This is a genomic window from Micromonospora trifolii (assembly GCF_050516465.1).
In the GTDB taxonomy this organism is placed as follows: domain Bacteria; phylum Actinomycetota; class Actinomycetes; order Mycobacteriales; family Micromonosporaceae; genus Micromonospora; species Micromonospora trifolii.
Map to the genome: position 1 here is coordinate 4,551,623 of NZ_CP191526.1, position 12,570 is coordinate 4,564,192.

General features: G+C 72.0%; 15 protein-coding genes and 1 riboswitch. Of the genes, 5 read left to right on the forward strand and 10 right to left on the reverse strand.

Features of this window, described 5'->3' with window-relative positions:
- Positions 1-101 precede the first annotated feature (101 nt).
- The 4 genes from ACQRWP_RS21055 to ACQRWP_RS21070 form a co-directional block, all read right to left on the reverse strand.
- Positions 102-605 (reverse strand): DUF6328 family protein, encoded by a 504-nt coding sequence (locus tag ACQRWP_RS21055; RefSeq protein WP_430497135.1) that lies wholly within the window; start codon positions 603-605, stop codon positions 102-104.
- Between the two features lie 139 nt (positions 606-744).
- Positions 745-1,494: a sugar isomerase domain-containing protein gene (locus tag ACQRWP_RS21060; RefSeq protein ID WP_410815423.1), complete on the reverse strand. Its 750-nt coding sequence runs from the start codon at positions 1,492-1,494 to the stop codon at positions 745-747.
- Entirely contained in the window at positions 1,491-2,297 is an 807-nt protein-coding gene (locus ACQRWP_RS21065; protein ID WP_430497137.1) for an aminoglycoside N(3)-acetyltransferase, read from the reverse strand. The genes ACQRWP_RS21060 and ACQRWP_RS21065 overlap by 4 nt, the downstream gene beginning before the upstream one ends.
- Before the next feature lie 29 nt (positions 2,298-2,326).
- A complete protein-coding gene (locus ACQRWP_RS21070) occupies positions 2,327-3,157 on the reverse strand; it encodes an alpha/beta fold hydrolase (RefSeq protein ID WP_430497139.1) in 831 nt (276 codons plus the stop codon).
- A gap of 107 nt (positions 3,158-3,264) precedes the next feature.
- Positions 3,265-3,369, forward strand: a riboswitch (TPP riboswitch).
- A gap of 74 nt (positions 3,370-3,443) precedes the next feature.
- Between ACQRWP_RS21070 and ACQRWP_RS21075 the strand changes: the two genes are divergently transcribed.
- The 3 genes from ACQRWP_RS21075 to ACQRWP_RS21085 all read left to right on the forward strand — a co-directional run bounded on the left by ACQRWP_RS21075 (position 3,444) and on the right by ACQRWP_RS21085 (position 6,386).
- A complete protein-coding gene (locus ACQRWP_RS21075) occupies positions 3,444-4,037 on the forward strand; it encodes an ECF transporter S component (RefSeq protein ID WP_430497141.1) in 594 nt (197 codons plus the stop codon).
- Positions 4,038-4,158: 121 nt separating this feature from the next.
- Positions 4,159-5,589 carry an ABC transporter ATP-binding protein gene (locus ACQRWP_RS21080; protein WP_430497143.1) on the forward strand — a complete coding sequence of 477 codons (1,431 nt, stop codon included), beginning with the start codon at positions 4,159-4,161 and terminating at the stop codon, positions 5,587-5,589.
- Entirely contained in the window at positions 5,586-6,386 is an 801-nt protein-coding gene (locus tag ACQRWP_RS21085; protein WP_430497145.1) for an energy-coupling factor transporter transmembrane component T family protein, read from the forward strand. The genes ACQRWP_RS21080 and ACQRWP_RS21085 overlap by 4 nt, the downstream gene beginning before the upstream one ends.
- A 247-nt stretch (positions 6,387-6,633) precedes the next feature.
- Here ACQRWP_RS21085 and ACQRWP_RS21090 read toward each other — a convergent pair whose 3' ends face one another.
- Positions 6,634-7,065, reverse strand: coding sequence for a hypothetical protein (locus ACQRWP_RS21090; protein WP_430497147.1), 432 nt, complete (start codon positions 7,063-7,065; stop codon positions 6,634-6,636).
- Between the two features lie 289 nt (positions 7,066-7,354).
- Here ACQRWP_RS21090 and ACQRWP_RS21095 point away from each other — a divergent pair, with 289 nt between their 5' ends.
- Both ACQRWP_RS21095 and gndA read left to right on the forward strand, forming a co-directional pair.
- Positions 7,355-7,651 (forward strand): thiamine-binding protein, encoded by a 297-nt coding sequence (locus ACQRWP_RS21095; RefSeq protein WP_091409732.1) that lies wholly within the window; start codon positions 7,355-7,357, stop codon positions 7,649-7,651.
- A 189-nt stretch (positions 7,652-7,840) separates the two neighbouring features.
- The gene (gene gndA, locus ACQRWP_RS21100) at positions 7,841-9,283 is read left to right on the forward strand and encodes an NADP-dependent phosphogluconate dehydrogenase (protein WP_430497151.1); all 1,443 of its coding nucleotides are present in this window, start codon (positions 7,841-7,843) and stop codon (positions 9,281-9,283) included.
- A gap of 136 nt (positions 9,284-9,419) precedes the next feature.
- On the opposite strand, the gene ACQRWP_RS21105 is transcribed toward gndA, so the two are convergent.
- The 5 genes from ACQRWP_RS21105 to recO form a co-directional block, all read right to left on the reverse strand.
- Positions 9,420-10,181 carry a pirin family protein gene (locus ACQRWP_RS21105; RefSeq protein ID WP_112677214.1) on the reverse strand — a complete coding sequence of 254 codons (762 nt, stop codon included), beginning with the start codon at positions 10,179-10,181 and terminating at the stop codon, positions 9,420-9,422.
- On the reverse strand, positions 10,178-10,378 hold the full coding sequence (locus tag ACQRWP_RS21110) for a thioredoxin reductase (RefSeq protein WP_410815411.1): 201 nt from the start codon (positions 10,376-10,378) through the stop codon (positions 10,178-10,180). The genes ACQRWP_RS21105 and ACQRWP_RS21110 overlap by 4 nt, the downstream gene beginning before the upstream one ends.
- A 190-nt stretch (positions 10,379-10,568) precedes the next feature.
- Positions 10,569-10,754: a hypothetical protein gene (locus ACQRWP_RS21115; protein ID WP_124820420.1), complete on the reverse strand. Its 186-nt coding sequence runs from the start codon at positions 10,752-10,754 to the stop codon at positions 10,569-10,571.
- A gap of 71 nt (positions 10,755-10,825) precedes the next feature.
- Positions 10,826-11,638, reverse strand: a complete 813-nt coding sequence (locus ACQRWP_RS21120) for an isoprenyl transferase (RefSeq protein WP_430497152.1) — start codon at positions 11,636-11,638, stop codon at positions 10,826-10,828.
- Between the two features lie 4 nt (positions 11,639-11,642).
- Positions 11,643-12,509 (reverse strand): DNA repair protein RecO, encoded by an 867-nt coding sequence (recO, locus tag ACQRWP_RS21125; RefSeq protein WP_430497154.1) that lies wholly within the window; start codon positions 12,507-12,509, stop codon positions 11,643-11,645.
- Between the last annotated feature and the right edge of the window lie 61 nt (positions 12,510-12,570).

Genomic DNA, 12,570 nt, shown 5'->3' on the forward strand with positions numbered 1-12,570 from the left:
TGCCCCCTCGAAGCTCGGTGCGGCTGCGTCGACGTGCGCGACTATTGCCACGCTACCCCCGGTTGTTACCCAGGGGTAGCGCTGCGTGAAGATCGGCGCGGTCAGCGACCGCTGATCATGTCCGGGTCGTCGTCATCGTCGTCGATGTCGTCCTCACCCCAGTTGCGTCGGGCGAACGGCAGGGCCACCCAGAACGTGAGGAACCAGATTCCGGCCAGGCCGCTGAGCACGAAGGCGATCGGCCGGTCCAGCACGAAGTCGGTGATCAGCAGCACCGCGCTGACCATCGCGATCAGCATGAAGGCGAGGCCGCCGGTGGCCATCCGGTGCGCGAAGCGGACCAGCTCCGGTTTGCGCCCCTGCCGGAACAGCGCCCGGTGGAACGCCACCGGCGAGATGATCAGCGCGGTGGCGGCGGCCGCCGCGAGCAACGCCACGATGTAGACGTCGCGCTGGAACTCCGTGGTCTCGGTGAACCCGTTACTGAACGGCAGGGTGAGCAGGAAGGCGAAGAGGATCTGCACGCCGGTCTGGGCGACCCGCAACTCCTGGAGCAGGTCGGCGAAGTTGCGCTGCCAGCGCTGCTTCTCGGTCTCCTTGGACACGCGCTACCTCCGGTGAGACGTTACTGCCGGCGGTCCCGGCCGCCGGCAGCAACGCCAATGCCCCACCCGGCCGAGCGCGAAACAGGTTCACGACATCTGCCGTTCATCTCGGCGACGCAAGTCGGCCACCGGAACCGTGTCAGGACCCGCGTCGGATCCGGCCCGCGTACCGCGCTTCCAACTCGTTGTTGTGCGCGTCGCCGTCCGGGATGTTCGCCGACAGGTAGACCGGGGGCCGCTCCCCCGCCGCCAGCAACCGCGCCACCACCTCCACGGTCACCTGCTGCGCCAGCAGCGCCGCGGTGATCGAGGAGACCGCGCCGACCGCGCCGCCACCGGGCAGGGGCAGCGTCGCGTCGCCGTACGGCGCGCCGTTGTCGAGCACCACGTCGGCGAGGTCGCTCAGCTTGCGCCCGGACGGGTGCCGGGAGGTCATCCGGCCGGAGTGCCGCGCCGAGGTGATCGCCACCAACCCGTGCCCGCGCTCCTTCACCAGCGTGGCGAACTCCACCATCGCGCCGTTGACCCCGGAGTTCGAGGCGAGCACGAAGACGTCGGTGGGACGCACCGGGGCCAGCTCGTAGAGGCGGTGCGCGACGGACGGGTCCCGTTCCAGCAGCGGGCCCAGCCGGTCGGCCGGTTCGCCGCCGAGCAGCACCAGATCGCGTAGCGCGATCCGGTTGGTCGGCACCAGACCGCCCGCCCGGCCGGCGATCTCCATGGCGAGGGCCTCCGAGTGCCCGGTGCCGAACGCGTGCACCACGCCATCGGCTCGGACGGCCTCGGCGATCAGATCGGCGGCCCGCCCCACCGCCTCCCGCTGACTGGCGGCCACCTGGCCGATCGTCTCGGTCACCACGGCCAGGTAGTCCTCGGCACTCACCGTCATACGTCCTCCGTCGTTCGATTACGGGCCAGCCAGCGAACCGCGAAGTCGACCGCCGCCCGCTGGCGCATCAACCTGCCGGTCCCGGTGCCGACCGGTGCGGTGCGTACCGCCCCGGTGGCCTCCAGGTCCCCGCCCAACGCGGCGAAGTCGTCCGCGTCGAGTCGTACGTCCTGCCACCACACCCATTCCCGACCACCGTCGGCGGTACGCACGGCGGCACCGATCCGCTCCCGGGGCGAGCCGGGGCAGCGGTACTCGGCCAGGTGCAGCGAGGTGCTCACCGAGTGGTCCACGCCGAGCAGCAACACGTCGGCGTCGAGGTCGTAGAGGCGGGCCAGCGGGGAGCCCTCGCCGAGCATGTCCGCCAGGGTGTGCCCGGCCACCACCTGCTCGGCGGCCGGGCCGAGCGCGGCGAACGACACGTGCGGATGGGAGCTGCGCAGCGCACCGGGCCAGCCGCGGACCGTCTCGGCGAGCGCACCCATGAACCGGCTCGGGGTGACCGCCGGGTCGAAGCCCGGCATCTCCGAGCGGATCAGCGGCCACCAGCCCGCCGGCACCGGCGGGTTGCGCCACTGCGCGGGGTCGCTGTTGTCGGGTGTGTGGGTGGGCACGACGATCGTGCCGTCCGGGCCGAGCACGTCGCGCAGGGCGAGCACCACCGCGTGCGGACCGCCGCTGATGAAGCCCAGCGGACGCAGCGAGGCGTGCACCAGCAGCGTCGCGCCCGGGCGTACGCCCAGCACGCGCAGCTGCGCGGCGATCGAGCGACGGCTGCCCGGCCCGCCGGCGTCCGTCGTCACGATGACTTTCCTTCATTGACCCGCACGGCTCAGGCCGTTCCGCCGGCTCGGGCCAGGATCGCCTCGGCGAGCGGGGCCGGCGCCGCGTCCGGGATCCAGTGACTCACCCCGGGCAGCTGCACGAACCGGTAGTCCCCGGTGACGTTCTGCGCGCACGCCTCGGCGGCGGTCCGGCCGATGGCGACGTCCCGGTCACTCCAGACGTACGTGGTGGGCACCGCGACCGGGCCGACGCCGGCCAGGTCGGCGCGGGACATCGCCCGGTACCAGTTCAGCGCGGCCGTGAGCGCCCCCGGCTCACGCATCGGGTCGGCGTACCGGTTCACCCGAGACGTGTCGCCCACCCCGCCGAGGAGCTTGCGCAGCGCGGTGGCGTGCCACGCCAGCAGCACCTTCTCCGCCTTGTCGGGCTTGCGGAACAGCGCGATGTACGACGACCGGGCCTTCTGTTGGGCGTCGGTGCTCAGGGCGTGCGCCATGGCCGCCGGGTGCGGTACGGACACCGCGGTCAGCGTGTGGACCCGCTCGGGGTGCCGGGCGGCAACCCCCCAGGCCACGATCGCGCCCCAGTCGTGGCCGACCAGGTGCACGGCGTCGAGCGCGAGCGCGTCGAGCACCGCCACCACGTCGGTGACGAGTTCGGGGATGCGGTAGTCGGCCACCGCGGTGGGCCGGGCACCGGGTGAGTAACCGCGCTGGTCCAGCGCGTACGTGCGCAGCCCACCCGCGTGCAGCGCCGGCACCACGTCGTCCCACTCGCCGCTGTGCTGAGGGAAACCGTGCAGCAGCAGGACGGGTACGCCGTCCGTCGGACCGCCGACGGTCACCTCGAACGTGAAGCCTCGCGCGTCAACCCGCATGATCGGAAGCGTACCCAGACGGCGGTGCGCCGGTCGCTCCCGCAGGTCAGGCGGATGCCCTGCTGGGCCCGCGACCCTGGTCGGTGTTAGCGTCAGCGAGACAACTTCATATCCGACAGGGGAGCGCACAGCGCTGAGAGTGCGGGCACGCCCGCAGACCCTCGAACCTGATCTGGGTAATGCCAGCGCAGGGAGTTCGGTCGACCTCCAGCCGCGCCGCAGTCCGGTGCCACCGGACGCGGCGTGCGTCTTCTCCTGGTTCGCACTCACGAACTGGGAGCAACACATGAGATCCACCACCGACACACACCGTTGGCGCACCATCGACATCGTGGTCGCCTCGGTGATCGCGGTCGCCTTCGGCGTCATCTTCTGGGCCTGGGGCCTGGTCTGGAGCGCCACCGAGGGCGCGTTCGCCTTCTTCCCGCCGGCGCAGACGCTGCTCTACGGCGTCTGGCTGATGCCGGCGGTGATCGGTGGGCTGGTCATCCGCAAGCCCGGCGCCGCGCTCTACTGCGAAACCGTGGCCGCGGTCCTGTCCGCGCTGCTGGGCAGCCAGTGGGCCGGCACGGTGATCCCGCAGGGCATCGTGCAGGGCATCGGCGCCGAGCTGGCCTTCGCCGCCTTCCGGTACCGGTCGTTCCGGCTGCCGACCGCGGTGTTCGCGGGCGCGCTGACCGGCCTCAGCGCCGCACTGTTCGACTTCTTCGTCTGGAACGTCGACTACGCACTGACCGACTACCGCATCCCGTACGCGCTGCTCACCATCGTCAGTGCCACCGTGATCGCCGGCCTAGGCGGCTGGCTGCTAACCCAGGCCCTGGCCAACACCGGCGTCCTGGACCGCTTCCCAGCAGGCCGAAACCGAGCCCTGATCTGACCCAACCAACTCGCGTCGATCATGAGGTTGACGGGCGGATGGATCTTCATAACCACCGTCAATCTCATGATCGACCGTGCAGGGTGGAGGCGGGGCGCGCGGCCCGGAGGGGGTGGGTTTGGTGGGCGGGGTACTGCTGCGGGGGTTCGGGTGGCGGCACGCGGGGCGGCGCGCCTGGGCTGTTCGGGGTGTTGACCTGCGGGTGGAGGCTGGGGAGCGAGTCTTGCTGCTCGGGCCGTCGGGGGCCGGTAAGAGCACCCTGCTCAGCGCGTTGGCCGGGCTGCTTCCCGAGGACTCCGGCGAGCAGGAGGGCACCGTCGAGATCGACGGGCTCGACCCGCGCAAGGGGCGGGAACGGGTCGGCATCGTCTTCCAGGACCCGGAGACCCAGCTGGTGATGACGCGCTGCGGCGACGACGTCGCGTTCGGGCTGGAGAACCGGGGTGTGCCGGCCGACGAGATCTGGCCCCGGGTGGACGAGGCGCTGCACCGGGTCGGCTTCCCGTACTCCCGGGACCGTCACACCGCGGCGCTCTCCGGCGGCGAGCAGCAACGCCTCGCCCTGGCCGGCGCGCTGGCCCTGCGCCCCGCCCTGCTGCTGCTCGACGAGCCGACCGCCAACCTCGACCCGGCCGGGGCCGAGCTGGTCCGGCACGCGGTGGCCGGCGCGCTGGACGCCGACACCACGCTGATCCTGGTCGAACACCGGGTCGCCGAGGCACTGCCGCTGGTCGACCGGGTGGTCGTCCTGGAACCGGGTGGCGGCGTCCGCGCGGACGGCACGCCCGAGGCGGTCTTCGCCGCCCACGGCGCCGCCCTGGCCGCCGAGGGGGTCTGGGTGCCCGGTCACCCCATCGCGCCCCGGGCGGCCACCGCCGGCCCCGGGGAGCTGTTGCTCACCGCCGACCGGCTCGGCCTGCCGCCCCGGCTGGGCCACACCGATCTGGCGGTACGCGCCGGTGAAGCACTCGCCGTACGCGGACCGAACGGTGCCGGCAAGTCCACCCTGGCGTTGCTGCTCGGCGGCCTGCTCCGGCCGGGCAGCGGGCGGGTCACCGCGTCCGCCGAGTTGGCCGGCGCGGACCACCGCACTCCCCCGCACCGGTGGCGGGCGCCCGCGCTGGCCCGACGGATCGGGTCGGTCTTTCAGGATCCGGAGCACCAGTTCGTCACCAGCACGGTCTTCGACGAGCTGGCGCTCGGCCCGCGCCGCACCGGTCAACCCGAGGCGGCCGTCAAGGACACCGTGGCCGGGCTGCTGGACCGGCTGCGGCTGGACCGGCTCGCCGCCGCCAACCCGTACACCCTCTCGGGTGGCGAGGCGCGGCGACTGAGCGTGGCGACCGCCCTGGCCACCGCGCCACGCCTGCTGATCTGCGACGAACCCACCTTCGGCCAGGACCGGCGGACCTGGCGGGAGCTGGTCGACCTCTTCGCCGACCTACGCGACGCCGGGCACGGCGTGGTCACTGTCACCCACGACGCGGACTTCGTCGCCGCGCTCGCCGATCGCACCGTCACCCTGCACCGCGCCCCGGACGACCAGCGATGATCAGCATCGAGCCGGTCGCCGCGCCGGACGCGCCGTTGGCCCGCCGCAACCCGGTGGCGAAGGTCGCCGCCGCACTGGTCTTCTCGTTCACCCTGCTGGCGACCCTCGACCCGGTGGCCCCGGCGATCGCCATCGCCCTCGAACTGGCCGTCCTGCCGCTGTTCGGCATCCGCTACCGGGTGCTGGCCCGACGGGCCTGGCCACTGCTGCTCAGTGCCGCCGGCATCCTGGTCACCCTGGTGCTGTTCGCGGCCGACCGGTCCGGCCGGGTCCTGCTGGACGCGGGACCGGTGCTGGTGAGCACCGGCGTCCTGCTCACCGCGCTCGGCCTGGTGCTGCGGGTGTTCGCGGTGGCCCTGCCCGGTGTGATCGTCTTCGCGACCACCGACCCCACCGACCTGGCCGACGCGTTGATCCAGAACGCGAAGGCGCCGGCCCGGTTCGCCATCGGGGCGCTGGCCGCGTTCCGGCTGGTGCCGCTGCTCGGTCAGGAGTGGCAGATGATCAGCATGGCTCGACGCGCCCGGGGCGTCGACGCGGGACGCAACCCGGTGGCGAAGCTGCGGCTCTTCACCTCCACCGCGTTCGCGCTGCTGGTGGGGGCGATCCGTCGAGGCACCCGGCTGGCGGTGGCGATGGACGCGCGAGGCTTCGACGCCGGCACACCCCGTACCGTCGCCCGCCGGCAGCACTTCACCCGCGCCGACGTCCTCCTCATCGCCGGGTCCGCCGTCCTCGCCGCAGCCACCCTCACCACGAGCATCCTCCTAGGCGCCTTCCGCCCCTTGATCAGCTGACCCCAGCCCGCCGCGCCCCGCGCCACAGCGCGCCCGCCCGCCGCCCGCCGCACAACATCAGGGATGTAGTGGCCTCGCTGGCGACGGAGGCCACTACATCCCCGATGTTGCTGTCACCACCCAGCGCCCACCCGCCCTCGCCCCCGTCGATCTTGCGGTTTCTGTCGTTGATTCATCCCGATATGCCGGTGATGCGAGGACAGAAAGTGCAAGATCGCGCTGGGCCGCGCTGGGTGGGGCGGCTCGGTCAGCTTCGGCGGAAGGCGTAGCGGCGGGTCTGGCCGGCCTGCTGGCTGCGGCCGCTGCCGGAGCGGTTGGCGCCGCCCTGCGGTGGCCCGGCCGTCGGCGCCTTCGGTCGGCCGGTCGGCTTCGGCAGATCGCCCATCGACGGCGCGTCGACAACCGCCGGCACATCGACGGCTGCCGGCACCGCCACCTCGTCCGGCAGCGCCACCTCGTCCGGGGCGGTCACAGGCAGCGCCGGCTCCACCAGTGCCGCCGGCAGCGCCGGCTCGGCCCGCGCCGCCGGTTCGACGAGCACCGCCGGCAGGGCCGGTTCGACCGCGAGGTCGAGTGCCGGGAGGGTGGTTGGGAGCGGGCCGTGGCCGGCCGCCGGGTCGACGCCGAGCGGCGTCGCTCTGGGGGTACGTGACTTCTTCGGGTTACGCCTGGCAGGCATCCGGGCCTCCTTCAATGCCGACCGGCACGGCCGGTCCCGCGCTGCGGCGGTCGGTCGGATCGGCTGGTGACCGCCGTTGCACGACGATCGAGTGGGAAGGGACTGCTCACCGGGGCCAGGCAGGGCCATCGCCGCCGAACGGCGGGGAGGGGATGCGGGACGCCCGGGAGCGCACGGACCGCGACGCGGGACGGCGGGCCGGCTCGGAAGTGGGGCGTCAGTTACGCATGTTCGTACCGTAGCCACCGCCCGACCGACGCGCATCCGTTTTTACTGGCACGATCGGCACATGCTGATCGCGTTCTCGATCACCCCGCTCGGCGGTGACGACTCCGTGGGTGACCTGGTCGCCGAGGCGGTGCGGGTAGTCCGTGCGTCCGGCCTGCCCAACCGGACCGATGCCATGTTCACCACCATCGAGGGCGAGTGGGACGAGGTGATGGCGGTGGTGAAGCGGGCGGTCGACGTGGTCGCCGCGCAGGCGCCCCGGGTGAGTGTGGTGCTCAAGGCCGACGTCCGGCCCGGGGTCACCGACGCGCTGACCGGGAAGATCGCCCGAATCGAAGCCCGTCTCGCCGAAGGCTGACGTGCGCGGCGGGGAATGACGACACGTTTCCCTGCGCGGGGCTCACCGACCACTGTCGAGAGCCCGAGCCGCCAGCGGCAACGTCCACATCACGTGCAGTAACGGGACGTCGATCACTGGTCCGTATCGGCTCACATCACGGTAAGTTTCCAAACGCTGATAGTGGTGTGACGAGAGGTGGCGGCACGGATGGCTGATCAGGCGAGGGCACAAATCGGTGTGACCGGGTTGGCGGTGATGGGTCGCAACGTGGCCCGCAACCTGGCCCGCAACGGCTTCACGGTGGCAGTGCACAACCGCTCGCCGGAGCGCACCCGCAGCCTGGTCGCCGAGCACGGCGACGAGGGCACGTTCGTGCCGGGCGAGACGATGGCCGATTTCGTGGCGTCACTGGAACGCCCCCGCGCGGTCATCGTCATGGTGAAGGCCGGTGCGCCCACCGACGCGGTGATCGACGAGTTGGTGCCGCTGCTCGACGAGGGCGACATCATCGTCGACTGTGGCAACGCCCACTTCGCCGACACGCGTCGCCGCGAGGAGGCGCTGCGGGCGCAGGGGCTGCACTTCAGCGGCACCGGTGTCTCCGGCGGCGAGGAGGGCGCGCTGCGCGGGCCGAGCATCATGCCGGGCGGCTCCGCCGAGTCGTACGCCAAGCTCGGGCCGATGTTCGAGAAGATCGCCGCCCAGGTGGACGGCATGCCGTGCTGCACGCACGTCGGGCCGGACGGCGCCGGGCACTTCGTCAAGATGGTGCACAACGGCATCGAGTACGCCGACATGCAGCTCATCGCCGAGGCGTACGACCTGCTCCGGGCCGGCCTGGACGCGACGCCGGCCGAGATCGCGGAGATCTTCCGGGAGTGGAACAACGGCGAGCTGGAGTCGTTCCTCATCGAGATCACCGCCGACGTGCTCGCGCACACCGACGCGGCGACCGGCCGGTCGTTCGTTGACATCGTGCAGGACCGGGCCGAGCAGAAGGGCACCGGTCGGTGGACCGTGCAGAGCGCCCTGGACCTGGGCATCCCGATCACCGGAATCGCCGAGGCGACCTTCGCCCGCTCGCTCTCCGGGCACGTCGACCAGCGCGAGGCGGCCCGTCGGGCGTTCCCCGACGCGGGTGAGAAGTGGCAGGTCACCGACCGGGAGACCTTCGTCGAGGACGTCCGCCGGGCGCTGCTCGCTTCCAAGATCGTCGCGTACGCGCAGGGCTTCGACCACATCCGCGCGGGCAGCCAGGAATACAACTGGGACATCGACCTGGGCGGCACCGCGACGATCTGGCGGGGCGGCTGCATCATCCGGGCCCGCTTCCTGAACCGGATCCGCGAGGCGTACGACGAGCAGCCCGACCTGCCGACGCTGCTGGTGGCGCCGTACTTCGCCGAGGCGGTCAGCGCTGGCGTGCCGAGCTGGCGGCGGGTGGTGGCCGACGCGGCCCGAGCCGGTGTGCCGACGCCCGCGTTCTCGTCGTCGCTGGCGTACTTCGACGCGTTGCGCGCGGAGCGGCTGCCCGCCGCGCTGATCCAGGGTCTGCGGGACAACTTCGGCGCGCACACCTACCAGCGGGTGGACCGCGAGGGCTCGTTCCACACCACCTGGGCCGCCGACCGCACCGAGTCTCCGGCGTAGCCGGGGCGGCGCCGGGCGCGCCGCCATGATCGCGCTCGACCCTTGATGTAGTGGTCTCCCCCGGTGGGGAGGCCACTACATCCATGTTCGGGCGAGATCTTGGCGGCACAGGGGCGCGTCCCGCACGGGGTGACGGTCAGGCGACCGTGGCGTGCATCTCCCAGACGAGGATCTCGGCCGGTTCGTCGGCGGTGACCCGCCGGCCACCGGTCATGGTGAGCCGGGCGGCGTCGCCGCTGCCGAGCGGACCGCTGCCCTCCAGGGTCACCGTGCCGTTGGGCACGTAGAGGTGCACGTAGGGCGCGTCGGGGATGGTGACCTCGTCGCCGGGGGCGAGACGGGCGGCGTGCAGGGTCGCGTACCGGTTGCGGATCCGGATCGCGGACGCGCCGTCGTAGCGGTCCATCCCGGAGGCGATCGGCACCAGACCCCCGCGCAGCAGCTCGTCCTCGATCTCCAACTGCTCGTAGCCGGGGTCGACACCCTGCTCGTCGGGGAGCACCCACATCTGCACGAAGTGCACCGGGTCGGTATGCGGCTCCTGGTTGTTGAGCCGCCAGGCGTCGTTCTTCTCCGAGTGCAGGATGCCGGTGCCGGCGCTCATCCGCTGGGCCAGACCCGGGTAGATCACCCCGGAGTGCCCGGTGGAGTCCTGGTGCACCAGGGAACCGCGCAGCACCCAGGTCACGATCTCCATGTCCTGGTGCGGGTGGGTCTCGAAGCCGGCCCCGGGTCGCACCACGTCGTCGTTGTTGACCAGCAGCAGGCCGTGGTGGGTGTTGGCGGGGTCGTAGTGCCGGGAGAACGAGAAGGAGTGCTTGGAGTCCAGCCAGGAGATCCGGGTGGCGAAGCGATCATCGGCACGACGGATGTCGACAGCGGGCGCGGGCGCGGTCACCAGGCACGCGGCCCGGCGTCGGGGGTCGACGGCGCCCAGGTCAGGGCCGGCTCGCCGGTGGCCAGTTCGGCGATCTCACCGGTGCGCAGCTGCGGTGTGTGGCCGAACTCGGCGCAGTGCTGCTCGGCGATCTCGGCACAGATCTCGGCCACCTGCTCGCAGATCGGGTCGCCCAGGTCGGCGGCGTTCAACGCCATGATCATTTTAAATCGGAGATCGCGCATGTGCCCCCCAACCGCCGTCGTCCCACCACCTCCGGACCCTACCCGCCGCCCTTGCGCAGGACCCCGAAACGAGCGCACCACCCCACCTCGGCACCGATGGGGGACGCGACAGCGCCGCCCGCACGGGGTGCGGGCGGCGCCGGGACAGCTGCGGGTCGATCGGTCAGAAGAAGCGGCGGCGCTTGGCCTTCTGCGGACGCATCAGGTCCGCGCCCTTGGTCAGCAACCGCGTCGCCCCGGAGGGACCACGCCGGGCCTCCAGGGTGTGGCTGAGCCGGCGTGCACCGGCGGCGGCCAACGGCACCGCGACCGCCATCACCGCCCACTGGGCAATGCGCTTCTGGATCATGTGGGTTCACCTCCGTCAGTGGCTTCTGACGTCTCTGATACCCAGAGTGACGTGCGGGTAAGCGTGTCGGCTCAGATAACCGGGGCGACCGGGTTGGGCAGCGCGCCGCCGAAGCGTCGGTCCCGCTGGGCGTACAACTCGCACGCGTACCAGAGGTGGCGGCGGTCGAAGTCGGGCCAGAGCGTGTCCAGGAAGACCAACTCGGCGTACGCGGTCTGCCAGAGCATGAAGTTGGAGATCCGCTCTTCCCCGGAGGGGCGCAGGAACAGGTCCACCTCCGGGATCTCCGGGTGGTAGAGGTACTTCGCCACGGTCTTCTCGGTGACCTTCGCCGGGTCCAGCCGGCCGGCCGCCACGTCCCGAGCGATCGCGGCGGCGGCGTCACCGATCTCGGCCTGCCCCCCGTAGTTGACGCAGAACTGCAGGGTCAGCGTCGAGTTGTCGCGGGACATCTCCTCGGCGGTCTGCAACTCGGAGATGACGCTCTTCCACAGCCGACCGGGCCGCCCCGACCACACCACCCGTACGCCGAGGTCGACCAGCTGGTCACGGCGGCGACGGATCACGTCCCGGTTGAACCCCATCAGGAACCGGACCTCGTCGGGCGAGCGCCGCCAGTTCTCGGTGGAGAACGCGTACGCCGACAGGTACGGGATGCCCATCTCGATGGCGCCCTCGATGGTGTCGAAGAGGCTGTGCTCCCCCGCCTCGTGCCCCTTGGTGCGGGGCAGCCCGCGATCTTTGGCCCAGCGGCCGTTGCCGTCCATCACCACCGCCACGTGCTTCGGCACCGCCTCGGTGGGCAGCGCCGGGGGGCGGGCCCCGGACGGGTGTGGCACCGGCGGCGTCGGCTCGCGCCGGCCGGCCTTCTTCGATCGGATCACTCGGTCACTCCCTGTTCGCGCCGTCCGCCCCGGCCTCGACGTCGCCGCGTGGCCGGAGCACCACGGCCCCGGTGCCCTCCGGCGGCGGGGCCGTGCCGGCCGCCGAGGAACCCCGGTCGACCAGCGGCAGCGAGCGTAGCGCGCGCTCCAGGTGCCACTGCAGGTGAGCCGCGACCAGCCCACTGCACTCCCGACGTACGGCGGCGTCGGTGGCGTCGGCGATCACCCAGTCGCCGGTGGTCAGCGCGGACATCAGATCGATGGTGGCCGGTGCGGGATGAGCCGCACCGGGTGGCCGACAATCCGGACAGACCGCGCCACCGGCCGGCACCGAGAACGCCCGGTGCCGCCCGGGCGTGCCGCAGACCGCGCAGGCGACCAGCGCCGGCGCCCAGCCGGCCAGGGACATCCCGCGCAGCAGGTACGCGTCGAGCACCAGGGTAATGGCGTGCTCGCCGCGAGACAGCGCCTTCAGCGCGCCGACGGTGAGCTGGAACAGCCGCAGCGACGGCTCCCGTTCCACCGGGGTCAGCCGCTCGGCGGTCTCGGCGATCGCGCTGGCCGCCGTGTAGCGCGGATAGTCGCCCAGGAACCGTTTGCCGTACAGCTCGATGCCCTCGACCTGGCTCACTGTGTGCAGGGAGCTGCCGTGGTTGCCCTTCGGGTCACCGGCGAGTTGGAGGTCGACGTGGCCGAACGGCTCCAGCCGGGCACCGAACTTGCTGGTGGTGCGGCGGATCCCTCGCGCCACCGCGCGCAGCCGGCCGTGCCGGCGGGTGAGCAGGGTGATGATCCGGTCGGACTCGCCGAGCTTCTGCACACGCAGCACCACCGCGTCGTCGCGGTAGAGCTGTCGGCGATACCCGGCCATCGGGCCATTCTCCCTCGGGGTGTGAAATCAGGGTTGGTTCGGGGTGCAAGCGCGGATGAAC

What these genes read in the sequence shown, in the direction of transcription:
- ACQRWP_RS21115 (WP_124820420.1), bottom strand. Translation starts at nt 10,754, where the DNA reads ATGATCCAGAAGCGCATTGCCCAGTGGGCGGTGATGGCGGTCGCGGTG.
- gndA (WP_430497151.1), top strand. Translation starts at nt 7,841, where the DNA reads ATGGCTGATCAGGCGAGGGCACAAATCGGTGTGACCGGGTTGGCGGTG.
- ACQRWP_RS21075 (WP_430497141.1), top strand. Translation starts at nt 3,444, where the DNA reads ATGAGATCCACCACCGACACACACCGTTGGCGCACCATCGACATCGTG.
- recO (WP_430497154.1), bottom strand. Translation starts at nt 12,509, where the DNA reads ATGGCCGGGTATCGCCGACAGCTCTACCGCGACGACGCGGTGGTGCTG.
- ACQRWP_RS21070 (WP_430497139.1), bottom strand. Translation starts at nt 3,157, where the DNA reads ATGCGGGTTGACGCGCGAGGCTTCACGTTCGAGGTGACCGTCGGCGGT.
- ACQRWP_RS21095 (WP_091409732.1), top strand. Translation starts at nt 7,355, where the DNA reads ATGCTGATCGCGTTCTCGATCACCCCGCTCGGCGGTGACGACTCCGTG.
- ACQRWP_RS21090 (WP_430497147.1), bottom strand. Translation starts at nt 7,065, where the DNA reads ATGCCTGCCAGGCGTAACCCGAAGAAGTCACGTACCCCCAGAGCGACG.
- ACQRWP_RS21060 (WP_410815423.1), bottom strand. Translation starts at nt 1,494, where the DNA reads ATGACGGTGAGTGCCGAGGACTACCTGGCCGTGGTGACCGAGACGATC.
- ACQRWP_RS21110 (WP_410815411.1), bottom strand. Translation starts at nt 10,378, where the DNA reads ATGGCGTTGAACGCCGCCGACCTGGGCGACCCGATCTGCGAGCAGGTG.
- ACQRWP_RS21085 (WP_430497145.1), top strand. Translation starts at nt 5,586, where the DNA reads ATGATCAGCATCGAGCCGGTCGCCGCGCCGGACGCGCCGTTGGCCCGC.